Annotated in this window: 15 protein-coding genes and 1 riboswitch; of the genes, 7 read left to right on the top strand and 8 right to left on the bottom strand. The window is 36.7% G+C overall.

Annotated features, from left to right (window positions below; genetic code table 11):
- Positions 1-110 precede the first annotated feature (110 nt).
- A complete protein-coding gene (locus OS138_RS09815; protein WP_015371026.1) occupies positions 111-1424 on the bottom strand; it encodes an LPXTG cell wall anchor domain-containing protein in 1314 nt (437 codons plus the stop codon).
- A gap of 147 nt (positions 1425-1571) precedes the next feature.
- Here OS138_RS09815 and OS138_RS09810 point away from each other — a divergent pair, with 147 nt between their 5' ends.
- A complete protein-coding gene (locus OS138_RS09810; protein WP_002288171.1) occupies positions 1572-3125 on the top strand; it encodes a helix-turn-helix domain-containing protein in 1554 nt (517 codons plus the stop codon).
- 107 nt (positions 3126-3232) lie between these two features.
- Here OS138_RS09810 and uxuA read toward each other — a convergent pair whose 3' ends face one another.
- Positions 3233-4315, bottom strand: a complete 1083-nt coding sequence (uxuA, locus tag OS138_RS09805; RefSeq protein ID WP_002296275.1) for a mannonate dehydratase — start codon at positions 4313-4315, stop codon at positions 3233-3235.
- A complete protein-coding gene (locus OS138_RS09800; protein ID WP_002288175.1) occupies positions 4306-5952 on the bottom strand; it encodes a mannitol dehydrogenase family protein in 1647 nt (548 codons plus the stop codon). Before OS138_RS09800 ends, uxuA begins: the two co-directional genes overlap by 10 nt.
- Before the next feature lie 183 nt (positions 5953-6135).
- Here OS138_RS09800 and OS138_RS09795 point away from each other — a divergent pair, with 183 nt between their 5' ends.
- The 6 genes from OS138_RS09795 (at position 6136) to OS138_RS09770 (ending at position 11485) form a co-directional block, all read left to right on the top strand.
- Positions 6136-6798 carry a GntR family transcriptional regulator gene (locus OS138_RS09795; protein ID WP_002288176.1) on the top strand — a complete coding sequence of 221 codons (663 nt, stop codon included), beginning with the start codon at positions 6136-6138 and terminating at the stop codon, positions 6796-6798.
- 143 nt (positions 6799-6941) lie between these two features.
- Positions 6942-7505, top strand: coding sequence for an alkyl hydroperoxide reductase subunit C (ahpC, locus tag OS138_RS09790; protein WP_002288178.1), 564 nt, complete (start codon positions 6942-6944; stop codon positions 7503-7505).
- Between the two features lie 9 nt (positions 7506-7514).
- Positions 7515-9044, top strand: coding sequence for an alkyl hydroperoxide reductase subunit F (gene ahpF / locus OS138_RS09785; protein ID WP_002288179.1), 1530 nt, complete (start codon positions 7515-7517; stop codon positions 9042-9044).
- A 156-nt stretch (positions 9045-9200) separates the two neighbouring features.
- Positions 9201-9551, top strand: coding sequence for a DUF2200 domain-containing protein (locus tag OS138_RS09780; RefSeq protein WP_002288180.1), 351 nt, complete (start codon positions 9201-9203; stop codon positions 9549-9551).
- 98 nt (positions 9552-9649) lie between these two features.
- Positions 9650-10180 carry an HdeD family acid-resistance protein gene (locus OS138_RS09775; protein WP_002288181.1) on the top strand — a complete coding sequence of 177 codons (531 nt, stop codon included), beginning with the start codon at positions 9650-9652 and terminating at the stop codon, positions 10178-10180.
- Positions 10181-10333: 153 nt separating this feature from the next.
- Positions 10334-11485 carry a cation:proton antiporter gene (locus OS138_RS09770; RefSeq protein WP_002295931.1) on the top strand — a complete coding sequence of 384 codons (1152 nt, stop codon included), beginning with the start codon at positions 10334-10336 and terminating at the stop codon, positions 11483-11485.
- Between the two features lie 109 nt (positions 11486-11594).
- Here OS138_RS09770 and pbp4 read toward each other — a convergent pair whose 3' ends face one another.
- The 5 genes from pbp4 to OS138_RS09745 form a co-directional block, all read right to left on the bottom strand.
- Positions 11595-13631, bottom strand: a complete 2037-nt coding sequence (gene pbp4, locus OS138_RS09765; protein WP_002288183.1) for a penicillin-binding protein PBP4(5) — start codon at positions 13629-13631, stop codon at positions 11595-11597.
- A 124-nt stretch (positions 13632-13755) separates the two neighbouring features.
- Positions 13756-14640, bottom strand: a complete 885-nt coding sequence (locus OS138_RS09760) for an LCP family protein (RefSeq protein ID WP_002325723.1) — start codon at positions 14638-14640, stop codon at positions 13756-13758.
- Positions 14641-14731: 91 nt separating this feature from the next.
- Positions 14732-15895: an FtsW/RodA/SpoVE family cell cycle protein gene (locus OS138_RS09755; RefSeq protein WP_002295934.1), complete on the bottom strand. Its 1164-nt coding sequence runs from the start codon at positions 15893-15895 to the stop codon at positions 14732-14734.
- Between the two features lie 124 nt (positions 15896-16019).
- Positions 16020-16186, bottom strand: a riboswitch (M-box (ykoK) riboswitch).
- Positions 16187-16410: 224 nt separating this feature from the next.
- A complete protein-coding gene (locus OS138_RS09750) occupies positions 16411-16617 on the bottom strand; it encodes a hypothetical protein (RefSeq protein WP_002287763.1) in 207 nt (68 codons plus the stop codon).
- Between the two features lie 15 nt (positions 16618-16632).
- Positions 16633-17247, bottom strand: a complete 615-nt coding sequence (locus OS138_RS09745; protein ID WP_002287766.1) for a flavin reductase family protein — start codon at positions 17245-17247, stop codon at positions 16633-16635.
- Between the last annotated feature and the right edge of the window lie 116 nt (positions 17248-17363).

Genomic DNA, 17363 nt, shown 5'->3' with positions numbered 1-17363 from the left:
AGATAAAGTATGAACGACCCCAAATATCAGATTTCAATCTGGTATTTTGGGGTCGTTTTCTGGATATTTCTTTTTATTTGAAAAATGCGTTCACAGACATTATTCAAATGTTAGAGAGATCTGTTTTGTTTAAATCTTTTTGCAGAAAGCATTGTTGCTATACTTAATAGAATGATTCCGCTCCACAGTATAACTTTGTTTTGTGACTCTCCGGATTTTGGTAGCTGTTTATTTTTCGTTTCAGGACTAGCAAAGGTTGTATCCTTGCTACTTTTTAAGGTTTCAGCTGATTGGGCGCTATCAAATATTCGTGATTTTTTATTCAGCTGCTCTTCATTTATTTTTAGAATTGCTAGATTTGATTTTTTACTCTCTTTTTTTCCATCCTCTTGAATTGTTTTTTTGTTTATTTTTTCTGGTATTCCTTGGTCTCTTGCGTCCGTATCTGGTTCTGGAGTCACATCTGGTTTTTCTTCTGGATCTACCTCTGGTTTTTCTGGATTTTCAGTTTCATTATCTGTGTCTGGATTTGTTTCCGGTACTGTTTGGTTTCCAGAATCCGTATCTGGTTCTGGAGTTACATCTGGTTTTTCTTCTGGGGCTACCTCTGGTTTTTCTGGATTTTCAGTTTCATTATCTGTGTCTGGATTTGTTTCCGGTACTGTTTGGTTTCCAGAATCCGTATCTGGTTCTGGAGTCACATCTGGTTTTTCTTCTGGGTCTACATCTGGTTTTTCTTCTGGGTCTACATCTGGTTTTTCTCCAGGGGTTATTTCAGGTTTTGATTCATTGTCTGGCTCTGGTTGAGTTTCTGTATCGGGTTCTTCTCCAGGTTCTATTTCCGGTTTCTGTTCTCCGTCTGGATTTTCTGTAGGCGGTACTTCTGGCTTATTTTCATTTTCTGGTTTATCTGTTGGTTCTTCAACAAGATCTCCTCCTGAGTCGATAGCTGAATCTTGCTCAATTGTCTGCCGCTGACTATACGGCGTTAAATGATGATGATCGTTCGGTAGTCCATCTGATACCTTGACAGTAAAAAGCGCTGGTTTTAACAAGTCCTGATTTAATGTAACGGTGAAGGTAAATATCGCTTGCTTGTGTTGGATAGTCAAAGTGTTCTCGTCATAGCCAATCGACAAAGCGGGATCAACATTCTCAAATGTAACAGCTGATTGTAGTATAGGTGCTAAGTCTCCTGAATAGTCAATTTTTGCTTTGATGGTCGCTGTTTGTCCTTTTCTTAATTTTGCGACTCCTGAATTGAAGGATGAAAATTCATCCTGAAAGGTAATTCGATTGACGTTGGCCCACTTGGTTTCTGTCCATTTGGCTGTTTCTATCTCCTCTGTGTGGACTGTCTGATTTATAGTAAGCGATAAGCTTAAGGCTGCAAATGTTGATATTAAGATGGTTGAATATCTCATAACTCTCTCACTCCTTGATTTTTTTGTATGCAAGAAATAAGATAGTAGAGATTCTACCTATATGTTTACTGTTTTTTTGTCTAAATTTATGAAAAAAACAGTAATATTTTCAAGTTTTAACAATTTAAGTAAAAAGGAGCCTCTTTCATGCAAACTCAAGAAGCGATTAAAACGTTTCTCTTGAAGAAAAAAAGCAATACAAAATTAGATATTTTTCTTTTCCTATCTGAACATCGTTTCTTTATTACTACACAATATTTAGCAGATCATTTCCATATGTCTGAATCAAATTTTTTACTATACATCAAAGAATTAGAACAAGACTTTGAGCGTCTCAATCTAACAGAACTGCATATTGATAAGCAAAAACCTTTTTTAAAGTTGAATTTTGAAGGAATTGATCCGGCTTACTGCTATTATCGTCTATTTGGAAGATACTGCAACGAATCAGTCAGTTATCAGATCTTGACTTCTTTGTTCAGCTGTCAGACAAATTCGATTATCAGTTTAAGTCAGCAAACAAACTATAGTGCCTCTTATTTGTATACGAAAATGAAAAAGATTAATGCATTTTTAGCATTGTACGGTTTGTCTATCTCCTTTTCTAATAATGGCAGAAAGTCTTTTTCTGGAAAAGAGGTACAAATTCAATATGCAGCATTAGATATTTATTGGAACATCTTTTCAAGTACTGCTACAGAATTTTATGATGAAGATCCGCAAGTAGTGGCTTTTATGATGAATACTTTTTTTAAAAAAGAAGTACTTGACCGACTAAATAGCGGTATGATAGATAAATTATATTTTCTATTAAAAATATGTAAAGAGAATTTTCCTGCAACTTCTGTGAAAGACGTACAAAAAGAATTCACAGAGTATGAATATATTGACTTTTTTATTGATCCCTCTGTAGATATTTTGCGACCTAATCTGCCAATTTGTCGCGAACAACGCATCTTAGTGAATATTTTAGCTCGACTTTCTATCACGAAAATCGAATCGGAAGAAACAAGCTTGGAGCAATACAAACTTTTAAAAAAAGCAAACGTTCCTCATGTTCTTTATTCAAGAGAAATGGTGGAGTCCTTTTGTACTGTATTTGATTTGTTTATACCTGAAAAAGAAAAGATTCTTTACTCATTGGCATTCGCACGAAATAAACTTTATAATGGATTTCTTAACTTCAATCAACCAAATACGCCCCTTCCTACTTTCATGCTTTATCAAGAACATAGCGTGTTGAAAGAAGTCCAAACCGCCATTGAACAATTTTATATGGATTTCAGAGAACAAAATCAACACTTGTTACCAGTTATTTTAGAAAAGGAAAATGTGCAATGGATGGTTGAAGACCTAGTACATTTGTATGATCGCTACAAAAAACAGCCGCGAATTGTGATTGGTGTGAACTATACGCGTGATTTTTATATCAGTAAAGATCTGATCGTTAAGATAGAACAAATTTTTTCAAATGAATCGATCAAAATACAAAATGATTTTATGGAGAACTGCAACATCGTTATCAGCGACTGCCCTTTGAAACAATTGCCTTCTCATATCAAAAAAATCTATATTTTAAAAGGAATCATCACACCAGAAGACTGGAAAAAAGTGATTATGAGGATCTCAGAATATATCTTTGAATTAAAAGAAGAAGCACTCATGGATCAATCGAAAAAAGAAAATCAAGTTACTTCCTAGACCAAATAAGATACATAAATCCGAATGCTTATTAACAACCTCCGGATTTATGTATCAAGAATTTGAACATCCTTCTTATTTACATAATAAAATTACAGTTTTTTTCACTAATTATCTTTACTTTTGTTTCCTTTTTCGATTGCTTCCCATAATCCATTTAGATAAACAGCACCTAATGCTCGATCATATAAGCCGTATCCTGGTCTTCCTGTCTCATTCCAGATCATTCTTCCATGATCAGGACGGATGTATCCGTTAAATCCGTTGTCATACATTGTTTTTAGTATGCGGTACATGTCTAATGAACCGTATTCGGATTTATGCGGTGCCTCATAGAAATCTCGATTAGCTAAAAATTTAATATTTCGAACATGTGCAAATGGGATTCGATCTCTTTGACAAAATTCTGCTAAAATCCCATATACATCATTTTCTGGATCTTCTGCAATACTCCCTGTACAAAGAGTGATTCCGTTATAAGGGCTGTCTACTATGCGGCACAACCAATCTAAATCTTCTCGATTCTTTACGATTCGAGGTAATCCAAAAATCGAGTATGGCGGATCATCTGGATGTACAGCCATTTTGACCCCTACCTCTTCACATGTTGGGATGATTGATTGGAGAAAATAGGCAAAATTTTCTCGAAGTTTTTCTTCGTCTACTGATGCATAGGCTTCAAGCAAGGATTTGATATGAGCTAAGCGCTCAGGTTCCCATCCCGGCAATTCAAATTCATTGCTGGAATGTTCGATGCGCGCGACGATTTCTCTTGGATCATCTGGAATATCATCAGATATAAAAGCTAACGTGGATGAGCCGTCTTCTAAGCGGTAGTCAAGGTCAGATTTCACCCAGTCAAATACAGGCATAAAATTATAGCAGATGACTTCTATTCCATATTCTGCCAAGTTTCGGATTGTCTGCTTATAGTTTTCGATATACTGCTCACGGGAAGGTAATCCAATTTTAATGGCATCATGCACATTGACGCTTTCAATTACTTTTAGTGTTAACCCACGAGACTCAATTTCTTCTTTTAGTTCTTTGATCCTCTCCCTAGGCCATACCTCTCCTACTGGTATATCCATCAATGTGCCTACAATCCCTTTGACCGCAGGAATCTGTCTGATTTCATCTAAGGTAATCTTTTCTTCCTGTGATCCGTACCATCTAAAAGTCATTTCCATGATAAATTTCCTCCATGTTCTTGTAAGTAATCCTGTAATGTTTTTCGTACGGCATTCGGTCCTGCTACCATCTTGATGAACATTTCTTCTATTTTTCTGCCAAGCTCTGCTTGGTAAAGATCTACACCAAAAATTTCTTTATTTGACAAAATAGGAGCCATTTTCTCATGAATATGTGATGTATCTTGCGTACCCAGTTGAATATCGGAAAGCTTATGCTGAAAGTCTGTCAATAGTGGGTCTGGACTCGGGATGAATGGTTTTCCTTGATCATCAATGCCAATAAGGTATCGAAGCCAAGCAGCGAGAGTCAATGGTATGAATACAAGTGTCTGCGGGTCTTTAACTTCTATTTCCATATATTTTTTAATCGTCTCACCATAACGAATCGCCACCTTTTGAGAGGTATCCGTGGCGATTCGCTGAGGCATATCAGGAATATTTGGATTAGAAAAGCGCACAGTAATTACTTCTTCCAGAAAGATCTTTGGATCAATGATACCTGGAGACTCCACAACTGGGAGGCCTTCATTGTACCCGATTTCAGAAACTAGCAGCGATAAATCTGGATCTTTCATCTCCTCAGCTATGCTCCTATACCCCAGTAAACAACCCATAATAGCTAAAGACGTATGCAAAGGATTAAGGCAAGTCGTCACCTTCATCGTATCTGCTTTATCTACCGTTGCACGATCAGTCAAGAATACCCCAGCTTTTTCGAATTTCGGACGTCCATTGGGAAAATGATCTTCCATGATTAAATAATGGATGTCCTCTGTATTGACAAATGGAGCAATATTATTTCCTTTTGCGGTTTGGAAAATCGACATATTTGAAAAGCCCTCTTTTGCCAACATTTTGCTAACTGACAAGGAAGGATTCGGGGTGATACGATCAATCATCGTCCATGGAAACGCAACAATTTCTTCATTCGATAAGTATTGGATAAATGTATTTTGTACATAACCTTCCTTTTGCCATTCTTTTGCGATCGTTAGCAAAGAAGTACGTAATTGACTACCGTTTTGTGAAAAATTATCTGTAGAGACAAGTGCAATCGGCCAAGCTCCAGATAAAAAACGTTTATAAAGTAGCGCAGCAAGAATACTCATTGTATGTGATGGCTTCTTTGGACCATTTTTTATATCGACTGCAATCGGTCCTATATATTTATTATTTGTATCTTTCAATCGATAACCTTTTTCAGTAATAGCAAAAGTAACTAATTGTAAACTAGGATTTTCAAAGTGTCGAATCATCTTATCAAAGTGTTCAGAACAATCTGGATGACAATACAGACTGTCAGCTGTCGCAGCTAATATACGTTTGACGAACTCTCCACTGCTTGGCATGACCACTTCAAGAATCAAATCATCAAAATCTTGGTAAGCCCTTTCAATTATTTCTTCATCGAATGTTTCACAAACAATGACACCAGTGGACAATTCGCCTAGATCCGCTAAACGTTGAGCGATTTCTGCATGAAATCCTCGATAAAGATTTCCGCCACCGAAATGGATCCAGACAGGATTTTTTTGTCCATTTTCTCTTAATGATGCACGGTCAAAATGAGGTATTTCTACTTCTTTTTGAGATAATTCAGGGATAAAGTTCCTCCAGTTGTTTAAATCAATCATTTTTCCCCTCCTAAACTAACATATTAGTTTTTGTATTCAAGTGAATTTTATGCAATAAAAATCGCTATGTCAACCAAAATTTTACTATTTATACAAATTTACTAGTTAATGTGACATACCAGATTGTTTTTCAGACCTCTTCTGTTATACTACGTTCATAGAAATGATTTTGGAGGAATAAAGATGAAAAGCAGCTTGCAATCTCAAGCTTATCAAGCGATTCGTAAACAAATTATCTATGCTGACTTAGAACCTGGAAGGAAAATATCTGAAAAGGCACTGGAGGAACATCTTGCTATCGGCCGGACTCCCATTCGCGAAGCATTGATTCAACTACGTCAGCAAGAACTCGTGTATACGATACCTCAAAGTGGTACGTATGTTTCAAAAATTAATCTTGTTTCTGCAGAAAATGCTCGCTTTGTCCGAGAACAGTTGGAAGAGCAAATCATGATTGAATGTTGTTCCAAATTGGACACACAAACACGAATAGTGCTAGAAACGATTTTAGAAGAACAAGAAAAAGCAGTCAAAATAAATGACGAACGCGCTTTTTTCCGTGCAGATAATTTATTTCATGAAGCTTGTTTCGAAATTGCAGGAAGAAAAGAAGTTTGGAACTGGTTAGATGACCATAATACCCATTTAGAACGTTTCCGCTGGTTACGAGTGACCATTCAGGGGCTTCCATGGGAAACGATCATGGAACAACATTATGATTTACTCAAGGCTTTAGTTGATAAAAAACCAGAAGAAGCTCGATTTCAAACGGGATTGCACTTACACATGATGCTGAAAGAACAGGAAACTGTTACTCAACGTTATCCCGAGTATTTCCAGCAGTAGCATTTTCTTGCGACCTCTTCTATTTTTATAATTAACCTTCGTTTTTGAGTAATCTTTATTAAATAACAAAATATCCATTGACTTTGCAACTCCAACTAAATTACAATAATTATAAATAAATAATTATTATTGGAGGTTTTACTATGTCATTGATTGGGAAAAAAATCGAAGAATTTAATGCACATGCTTATCATCAAGGAGAATTTTTAGAAGTCAGTGAAAAAGATCTTATGGGGAACTGGAGTATTCTTTGCTTCTATCCAGCTGATTTTACTTTTGTTTGTCCTACTGAATTAGAAGACTTACAAGAACAATACAGTACATTGAAATCTTTAGGTGTTGAAGTCTTTTCTTGCTCTACCGATACCCACTTTACTCACAAAGCATGGCATGATACATCAGATGCTATCGGTAAAATCGAATACGTGATGATCGGTGATCCGTCCCATCAGATTTCTCGTATTTTTGATGTTTTGGATGAAGAGCAAGGATTAGCTCAGCGAGGAACATTTATTATTGATCCAGACGGAATCGTTCAAGCTATGGAAATCAATGCAGATGGAATCGGTCGTGACGCTAGTGCACTGATTGATAAGATTCGCGCTGCTCAATATGTACGTACCCACCCAGGTGAAGTTTGTCCGGCAAAATGGAAAGAAAGTGGCGAAACATTGAAACCAAGTTTTGATCTTGTTGGAAAGATTTAGGTGGTGGATATGTTAGACAAAGAAACTAAACAAAATCTCGAACAATATTTAGCACTGATTGAATCTCCTATTGTTTTTTCTGTTAGTTTGGATAATAGTGAAAATAGTCAAAAACTAGCTGAATTTACGAAGGAAATAGCAGAAATGTCTCCTAAAATCTCTTGGGAAAAAAGAGATTCGATGCGCACACCTAGTTTTTCTATCAATCCAGTTGGCAAAGAAAGTGGAATCGTTTTTGCTGGTATCCCCCTCGGTCATGAATTTTCCTCTTTTTTACTGGCTATGTTACAAATTAGTGGACGGGCACCGAAAATCAGTGAATCTTTGAGTCTTAAAATCAAAAAAATAACACAAACATTGCATTTTGACAGTTATGTTAGCTTGACTTGTCATAATTGCCCCGACGTTGTACAGGCATTGAATATATTAGCTGTATTAAATCCAAATATTACTCATACGATGATTGAAGGTGGGATGTTCCAAAAAGAAATCGATGATAAAAAAATCATGGCAGTGCCAACTGTGTTTTTAAATGGAGAAGAATTTAGTAGCGGACGCATGACGATCGAACAAATTGTTGAAAAAATCACTGGCCCTTTGATTGAAGAAGAGTTGTTTGAAAAAGAACCTTATGATGTATTAGTGATTGGCGGTGGACCAGCAGCTAGTAGTGCAGCTATCTATGCAGCACGTAAAGGAATCCGTACAGGACTTGTCGCTGATTCTTTCGGCGGACAAGTCGTTGAAACACTAGGGATTGAAAATATGATTGGTACCTCTTACACAGAAGGTCCAAAATTGATGCAGCAAGTAGAAAGTCATGTGCGTAGTTACCCTATCGACATTATGATGAATCAACAGGCCGTTTCCTTAAATAAAGAGCAACATTTTATTAATATTGGCTTAGCTAACGGTATATCACTTAAAGCAAAAACCGCCATCATCGCGACAGGTGCGCACTGGCGTTCTATCAATGTACCAGGCGAAAAAGAGTTTAAAAATAAAGGAATTGCTTATTGCCCACACTGTGACGGCCCTTTATTTAAAGGAAAAGAGATTGCTGTTATCGGTGGTGGTAATTCTGGTGTTGAAGCAGCAATCGATTTGGCTGGGTTAGCAAAACATGTATATGTTCTAGAATTCTTACCAGAATTAAAAGCAGATCAAATCTTACAGGATAAACTAGTCTCTCTTGCGAATGTCACTGTTATCAAACATGCAGCGACGAAAGAAATCAGCGGTACGAATCAGGTAGAATCTCTCTCCTATATCGATCGCCGTACGATGGAGATGCATACACTAGCTGTTTCAGGAGTATTCATTCTAGTCGGCTTACTCCCTAATACGGATTGGCTAGATGGAACGATCGAAATGAATCCAAGAAATGAAATAGTGACCGAGAAAAATGGCGCAACGAATATCCCCGGCGTTTTCGCAGCTGGTGATTGTACAGATAGTCCATACAAACAAATCATTGTTTCAATGGGTTCAGGAGCTACTGCAGCTTTAGGAGCATTCGATTATCTGATGCGCACTTGAGCTATGAAGATTGTAAAAAGTCAGAGAGCGGAAAAAAGGATGGTGACAAGAATTTTGTCACAATCCTTTTTGTTTTTTTGAATAATCGCTTTTTCTTCTCTTTTTCTTATATACTATAAGTAGTAAATAATTTGAAAAAAAGAAAGGTGACTGATTATGGCGCAAAATCGTATTTTTACGACAAGTTTTGCAAGCGTTTATCCTATGTATGTAGCAAAAGCGGAGAGAAAAGATCGTATAAAAGAGGAAGTAGATGAAATCATTTGTTGGCTGACGGGTTATTCCCAAACAGAACTAGAATATCAACTACAAAAACAAGTGACTTTCGAACAATTTTTTGCGGAAGCCCCTGTCCCCAATCCTTCACGTTCCTTGATTACAGGTGTTGTTTGTGGTGTACGAGTAGAAGACATCGAGGATAACTTGATGAAAGAAATTCGTTATTTAGATAAAATGATCGATGAGCTAGCAAAAGGCAAAAAAATGGAAAAGATCCTCAGAAGTTGATTTTTCCAGAGATATTCTTCTCCTTCGCTCATTTTGTAACATTTAATTTGGTAAAATGACTAGTTCACGTTAAAATAAGTCAAAGGAGGTTTTCTTATATGTTTGAGACGATTAAACAAAATATTCAAAAATACGCCTTATTAAGAGCTGCTGTTTATATTATTTCTGGGATTGCGATTGTGCTAAACCCTTCTGCTGTTTTTCATTTTATCGGTTATCTGATCACCGCCTATCTTGTTTTGCTTGGGTTGTTGAATCTTTTTGAGGCTTACCGTTTTAAAAGGAAAACAGGTTCTTGGAGTATCGGTCTGTTCAGTGGTCTTTTTTTCCTGATCTTAGCTCTGATCGTCTATGCTTTTGCACCTGCAATCGTTTCTATCCTGCCGATTCTTCTTGGATTAGCTGTTATCATCAACAGCTTGTTCCAGTTGTTCTTCAGCATGAATACAAAAGCTAAAAGTTGGAGTGTTTATAGTAGTATTCTGTTGTTGATTGGCGGATTCGTCTTATTGTTCAATCCATTCAAAAGTTTGATGCTTCTATTCCAAATATTCGGCTTTATTTTGATTTTCATGGGCATCCAGGAGATTATCAATTTCATCAGAATAAGAAAAATGACTATACGTTAATCATTTTTAGTTATTAAAATAGACCGTATAAAAACCAACAATCCAAAAAAATCTTTTGGATTGTTGGTTTTTTTGTGAGTATATTTTCCTATTTTTTCAATAATGTATGTTATGCTAAGTTCGGGCTATATTTTATACAAAGGAATGATGAGAATGGAATTTATTGGTATTTTATGCCTGATATTGATTTCAACAACGATTGGCTCACATATCTCGCGGAGATTAGGTATCCCAGCAGTGATTGGACAATTACTTGTTGGTGTTTTGCTAGGCCAAGCTGGATTGAATTGGGTCAAACCTGATATTCTAGTCCATGACTTTTCGGAGATTGGTGTGATCTTATTAATGTTTTTAGCTGGTCTGGAAAGTGATTTATCTCTTTTGAAAAAATATTTCCGACCTGGTATGTTCGTTGCTTTGCTTGGGATCATCTTCCCGGTTGTTTTTGGCTGGTTGACAGGCAAAGCATTCCAAGTTTCGGGAAATGAAGCGATTTTCTTTGGGATTATTCTTGCGGCAACTTCTGTCAGTATTTCAGTAGAAGTATTAAAAGAACTAAACGTAGTGAATACAAAAGAAGGATCAACAATTTTGGGTGCTTCTGTGGTAGATGACATTTTAGTCGTTTTAGTTCTAAGTTTCAGCCTATCTTTTCTAACGGGGGAAGCTTCTAGCAATGCTTCTTTACCGCTTGTTTTGATTGAACAGCTAATTTATTTTGTTTTTATTTTCTTATTAGTCAAATGGATTGCGCCTTTCCTACTTTCATTTGCAGAAAAAGTGTACGCAAATTCTTCTATTATCATCGTATCGCTAGTTATTTGTTTAGGAATGTCTTACGTAGCGGATCTTGTTGGGCTTAGCTCTGTCATTGGTGCTTTTTTTGCTGGGATAGCTGTCAGTCAGACAAAGGTTAAAGAAGAAGTATACCACAATGTAGAGGCTTTAGGATATGCAGTATTTATACCAGTATTTTTTGTCAGTGTAGGATTAGAAGTTGATTTTTCTGACTTTAGTGAACAACTACTCTTTATTTCTATATTGACGCTTGTAGCGATTTTGACCAAATTGCTTGGAGGTTATTTTGGTGCTCAGATTGCCGGTTTTTCTCAACATAGTTCATTGATGGTCGGTGCTGGTATGATTTCGCGTGGAGAAATGGCTTTGATCATTTTACAAATTGGACAGCAAAGTCAATTGATCGAACCACAGTACTATTCACCTTTAGTTATCGTGATTTTATTAAGTACACTTATTTCTCCACTTGTTCTCAAATATTTTACAAAAAAAGTTTATGAAGTGTGAGTAAATCAAAAAGAAGTTGTGAAAGAGACATCGTGAAAACCGTTTATTTGAAAAAAAGGACTGTGACGATAACGCCACAGTCCTTTTACTGTACTTAAAAAGCAATTTTTTATTGATAATTTTGGTTGAGGTATTGCAATAGTTCCGATGCTCGTTTGGTTGCTGAATCATCATCTTCTTTATTTTCCAACATGCTGACCATCATATAACCTTGGTTATCAGGATTGAAAGCAAACAAGAAACTGTTCTCTTTCCCCTTTTCATCCTGTTTTTCTTTGATTTCCGCTGTACCAGTTTTCGCTGCCAACGGAATCCCTAAAGCAGAAAGAGAATGTGCTGTACCATTTACATCTTGCACAACTTCTCTCAGATCTGGCACGATCGTTTGTACTGCTGTTTCGCCGATGACATTCTTCTTATCTTTTGTCTCTTTATCTGCAATCAATTTAGGATAGACAAGTGTGCCATTGTTGGCAAAAACAGAATACATTGCTGCTTGCTGGATAGGATTAATTAGAAGTTCGCCCTGTCCATATCCAGTATCAGCTAGCAAGATATCTGAGTTAAAGCTATCTTCATTAGAAATTTGTGCTGGATTCATACTAATTGGCAAATCAAGGTCTTCACCAAAAATGAATTTATCTAAGCCTGTACGAAATTTTTTCTCACCCATTTTCAACGTTTCTTGTGCCATATATATATTATCGGAATAGATCAAAGCAGTTTTTAAGTCTACTTGTGATACATCACTGACACGCGTTACTTGATAAGATCCCCAAGAACTGTCTTTTTGCCATTTAAGCCCGTTGATCGTCAACACTTCATTTGGATCGATAGTGCCGTTGTCGAGACCGATTGCTGCTGTAATCATTTTAAACGTAGATCCAGGAGCATAACCTGTCGCAAATCGGCTGATGAATGGCTGTTCAGGATTTTCTTCATAAGCTTTGTAATCTTCTTGTGAGATCCCGTTTGTCATTTTGTTTGGATCATAGCTTGGAGAGCTAGCAAGCGCAAGAAGATCACCGGTTTTTGGCGTTGTCGCAACAGTTGATCCAGCTTTTCCTCCTAGACTGTCAAAAGCTGTTTTTTGTGCCTTCGCATCGATTGTCAATTTGATATCTTTGCCATTTTGAACTTCATGTTCGATCAGAACTTTTTTCTCTACACCGTCTGCATCTGTAATGCTTAATTTCCCACCTGTTGTCCCACGAAGATCCTTATCAAAAGCCATCTCCAAACCTGAGCGACCGATTTTTCCATTACTGCTTAATTCTGGATTCTTATCAATATCTTCTGCTGTGATATCTCCCACGTAACCAATCAGCTGAGCAGCTGCTTCACCCAAAGGATAATATCTGCCGTCTACTTCTTGAATGGTAGCTCCAGCTGGAAGTTCTGGCGTTGCTCCATCAATGATTTTCAATGGGACAAAGTAATCGGGTTGTACCCAGCTTTGTGAAATCGCCTGATTGATAGCATCTTCTGTTAAGTCGAAGGAGGAAGCAATCGCTTTGATATTGGCTGTTTTTTCGCCTCCATCTCCAAGTTTACTTGGAACGACTCCTAATTGTTTTAGTTTGCCTGTTGTTGCTAATGGTTCACCATTTCGATCTATAATATTCCCTCTTGCTGCTTCTTGTGTGGTCAGGCTTACTTTGTCATTTCCTTCCATTTCTGGAAAAACCAAGTTGGGTTGCCAGTTGATCGTGGTTTGACCATCATTTCTGTCTAATGTTCCTTTATAAGAAAGATCTTTCAATTCACCTAATGAGGTATTCATCTTTGCTTTATATGAAAAACTGTAAGTAGAATCGTCTTTTTTATCTACTTTTAGATTCGATATCTGAAGTCCTTTGACATCAGCAGCACCGTATATATTCTGGTATTTATCTAAGATCTCTTTTTCAGATAATGCACTTTTATTTGCCGCCTTTTTTGATGTCATTTCTGCAGCTTTGTTATAATCTCCCTTGTTCAAAGCTTGGACAAATTGCTCAACTGTCTTTTCTCCAGCTTCTACTGCTTGGGTTTCTTGATAGTGCTGGTAGTAAAAATAACCGCCACCCGCAGCTGCTATTAAGATCACTGCGCCGGCAATATAAGCGCCTGTTCGATTTTTGCCGTGCTTGTCACTTCTTTTCATTTTTTCCTCCTTCTCTTGCTTGTCATTCCTTTATTTCACTATTTATACCTGTTTATTCTAACATAATAAAAGAAGTCAGAACATAACATAGATTGTTATTTCTAACTTCTTTTATTTTCTTTACTTAATTATTCAGAAATTTTTTGATTGCTTCTTGGTTTTTGGTCAAATCTAATTCCAGAACACTTCCGGAAGGCGTATTGTCGTTGAAGTCCCAACTGCCGTCTACTGGTACGGATAATGTATCGATCTTTTTATTATTGTCTTTGAGGAAATCCATACCACAATCCAGAAGCACACTTTCTGGAAGGTTCGTTTGGATACTACCAAGTAATTTCCCAACCGCTTTGGGTAGCTTGAATATTGAAGTTACGTCTTTCAGCTGCTGAGAGATAGCTTTGATCACTTGCTGCTGCCTTCTGATCCTCCCGAAGTCTCCTTCTTTGTCTTCCCGAAATCGAGCATACTGGAGTAAAGTATTACCATCCATCACTTGCTCTCCTTTGTTTATATATACGCCATCTAAATCTAGAGATTTTTCTGCATCGATCTTGACTCCACCAGGAAACAGTTCATTAACGCAATCGATAAAATCTTGAAATGTGATACTTGCATAATAGGGAGCTTCAAATTTGAAATTTTCCTTTAATGTTTGATTTAATAAATCAACTCCCCCATAAGAGTAAGCTGCATTTATCTTATTCATTCCGTAACCTGGAATATCGACATATGAATCTCTCATGATAGAGATCAGTTTTGCTTGTTGTGTTTTCTGGTTGTATTGTGCAACCAGAAGTGAATCCGAGCGACCGTTTTCGTCTTTCGAACGAGCATCTGAACCAATCAAAGCCACATTTAGTGTGGTAGGGACACTTTTCGGCTCTACCTTTTTCACAGTTGAACTCTGTTTTGCAGACGAAAATCCATGGATAAACTCAATCGAAAAATAGCCAACTACTAATGTAAGCAGTAACAAAATAGATAATATGATTTTTTGAGATACTTTCATTGCGAATTCCTCTTTCTAAAAGAACCTCTCGCTTGAAAAATAAAAGATTGTACTTTATGATAATTCAAACTGAGAGTTTCTCAGTTTCTCTTTATTGTTTTTCAGGTCGATAGAGCGGCAACTCTTCGGCCTGTATCTTTGAAGAAATATTCAACGTGATTCCGATTCCTAAAGAAAGGATCAGATAACTTGTTCCTCCGTAGCTAACAAATGGCAATGGCACACCAGTCATTGGCATCAGCCCCGCGATACTTCCCACGTTCATTATCGTCTGAACGAATAGCAAAGTTCCGAATCCTAAAAGAAACAATCCAGCTTGCTGATTTTTACAGCGACTGCTTAAACAAAAGATTCTCATGCATAATGAGAACAATAAGAAAAGCACACACAATGCACCGATTAGCCCAAGCTCTTCTGTAATAATCGAAAAAATAAAATCTGTTTCTGTCTCTGGAAGATACCCTTTTTTTGTGATACTATTTCCTAATCCCCGCCCAAATATGCCACCATTATATAGTGCATAAAACGAATGGGTCATTTGATAGCCCGCACCATGACTATCGATAAAAGAATCTCTTAAAGTCGCGATCCTTTCATAAGCATGATTAAACATCTGTGGAAGCCAACCTTTATTTCCTAAATATAATACCCCGCCTGCTGCTCCAATCAGCAATGCAGAAAAAGTAACGATTAGATAGATCCCTTTTTTAAATGGAACCGCCGCTGCCCAAAATATGACCCACGCAATCGAAAGGATCATCAATGCTCCAGCAATCTTTGGCTGAAATAAAATCAGAAAAGTTATACCTACTGTAATCAGGAATGGTTTTTTTAGATCTTTTGGGCTACTATTTCCGTCACGAAAAAACCAGCTTAAATAAAAAATCAAAAAAAGATTTGCCAGTTCAGAAGGCTGGAATTGAATGCCAAACAGAGAGATCCAACGTTGTGCGCCGTTGACAGTGACACCGAATATCCCTATTCTTACTAATACTAAAAAGAAAATCGATAAGGCTAAACCGTATCCTGCTATTTTAGGGTGAAGTAAATAGTGTAGTTTGACTGAACGAGCTAAGAAGATCACGCTCCAACTCAAAAATATGAAAATTAGTTGACGCAATAATAGACTTTTTGTATTTTCATCGGCTTGCAATAAACGATAAGAACTGGCACTGTATACTTCTAAAAGACCGATCATGGACAAAGTCAAATAAGGACCCAAAATCCACCAATCGATCTTTTTTCTTTTTTTCACCGCATCTCCTCCTCACACAGCAATCCACTTGTCAGGTGAGGAGCGAGTTTGTCTCATCAAATAAGTCAGTCACAAAAATATAAAGAAAAGGTCAGAAACCTTTTCGAACAAGAATTCTGACCTAGCATCATCTCATCGTCCGAGTTTTAGCACTATACAACGTAAAGAAAACATTCTTAGCTATTGGAAAAAGCCTTAATCCGACAGTTTCTGTTTTACCCATTGGCGACTTTCGACGTTTCTGGGCAACAGCCTATGTTTGTATAGGAGCCTCACCTAACAAGGTTATTACTATATTCTATTTACGAGTTCATGATAGACTTTTCCTAATGATTAGGCAATGGAATTTGAAATGAAATAGTGAAATTTAACAATCTTTAATATTTTTTAGAAAAAAATAACAAATAAGTTGAAAGAATCCCGTTGCAAATTCTTTCAGTTGCACCAGGATTCTTTGATAATTTTTTAGTTTTATGTGTTTTTTTATATGTTTTTTCACTTTTCGGAATAAATATTTATTTGTTAAAGTAATTAAACAATCCGCTAATCGTTTGATCTGGCATTTCTATTTCCTTACCATCTAAAGTAACAGTAGTAACGACAAAATGGTCTTGCAATGGCGGAACTTCTAAGTACTGCCCTTGCAGAAAATCATTCACTGTTTCATATTCTTTTTTCATTTCTTTTGAATCTGTCGATGGTTTATAGCTTATTTTTAACATAACTAGTGCTCCTTTTTATTCGGGACGTGCAATCGTGAAAATTTCTCCTATTGCTGCATAATCATTTCCTGCCAAACGGCTTACAGCATTCAATTTTCTTGGATCGATCCTTCCTGTCTTATCATCATAGACTGTTTCATTTAAATGATATTTCTGTACTTCTAGCAAAAATAAATCAGCTGTTACTTTATTTTTATTCCGTATCTCGACATGTTCATATAAGGATGTTTCAAAACGAACTTTTGCTTCTGTCAATGCTGGTACTGAAATGATTACTGAATCAGTTAAAGTCAAGTCAGTCAGGTACAGTTCGCTTTCCTCATTAGGCAGATTGGCTGCTGTTTTATTTACTTCTTCTACGTTGTCCTCATCAAGGATATGGATAACAGCTTCTCTTGTCTCAAGAATATTCTTTGCTGTGTCTTTTACTGCATCTTGTTTTCTCTGGATCGCCAAGGATAAGATGGGTCGATTCGAACTGACGATATTGAAGTAACTGAAGGGTGCGATATTCACTATATCTTTTGCTGATTTAGTCGTTACTACTGCTACTGGTCTAGGGATGACTGAACCAATCAGCAACTTGTAATTTTCACGTTCTGTCAATTCTGAAGGACTCCGTTCAAACATGGTTTCGCCTTCTTTCTATAAAATTCGTTAAAAAGCAGATCTTGAAGACAAAATGAAAAGTAATGCTTTTTTCATCTTCTTAGAATCTGCTTTAAACTATCTATCAATTTTTCTTT

The organism is Enterococcus sp. E5-37 (assembly GCF_035726925.1).
In the GTDB taxonomy this organism is placed as follows: Bacteria; Bacillota; Bacilli; order Lactobacillales; family Enterococcaceae; genus Enterococcus_B; species Enterococcus_B faecium.
Note: the sequence above shows the minus strand (reverse complement) of the source record. Positions and strands in the feature narration are given on the sequence as shown.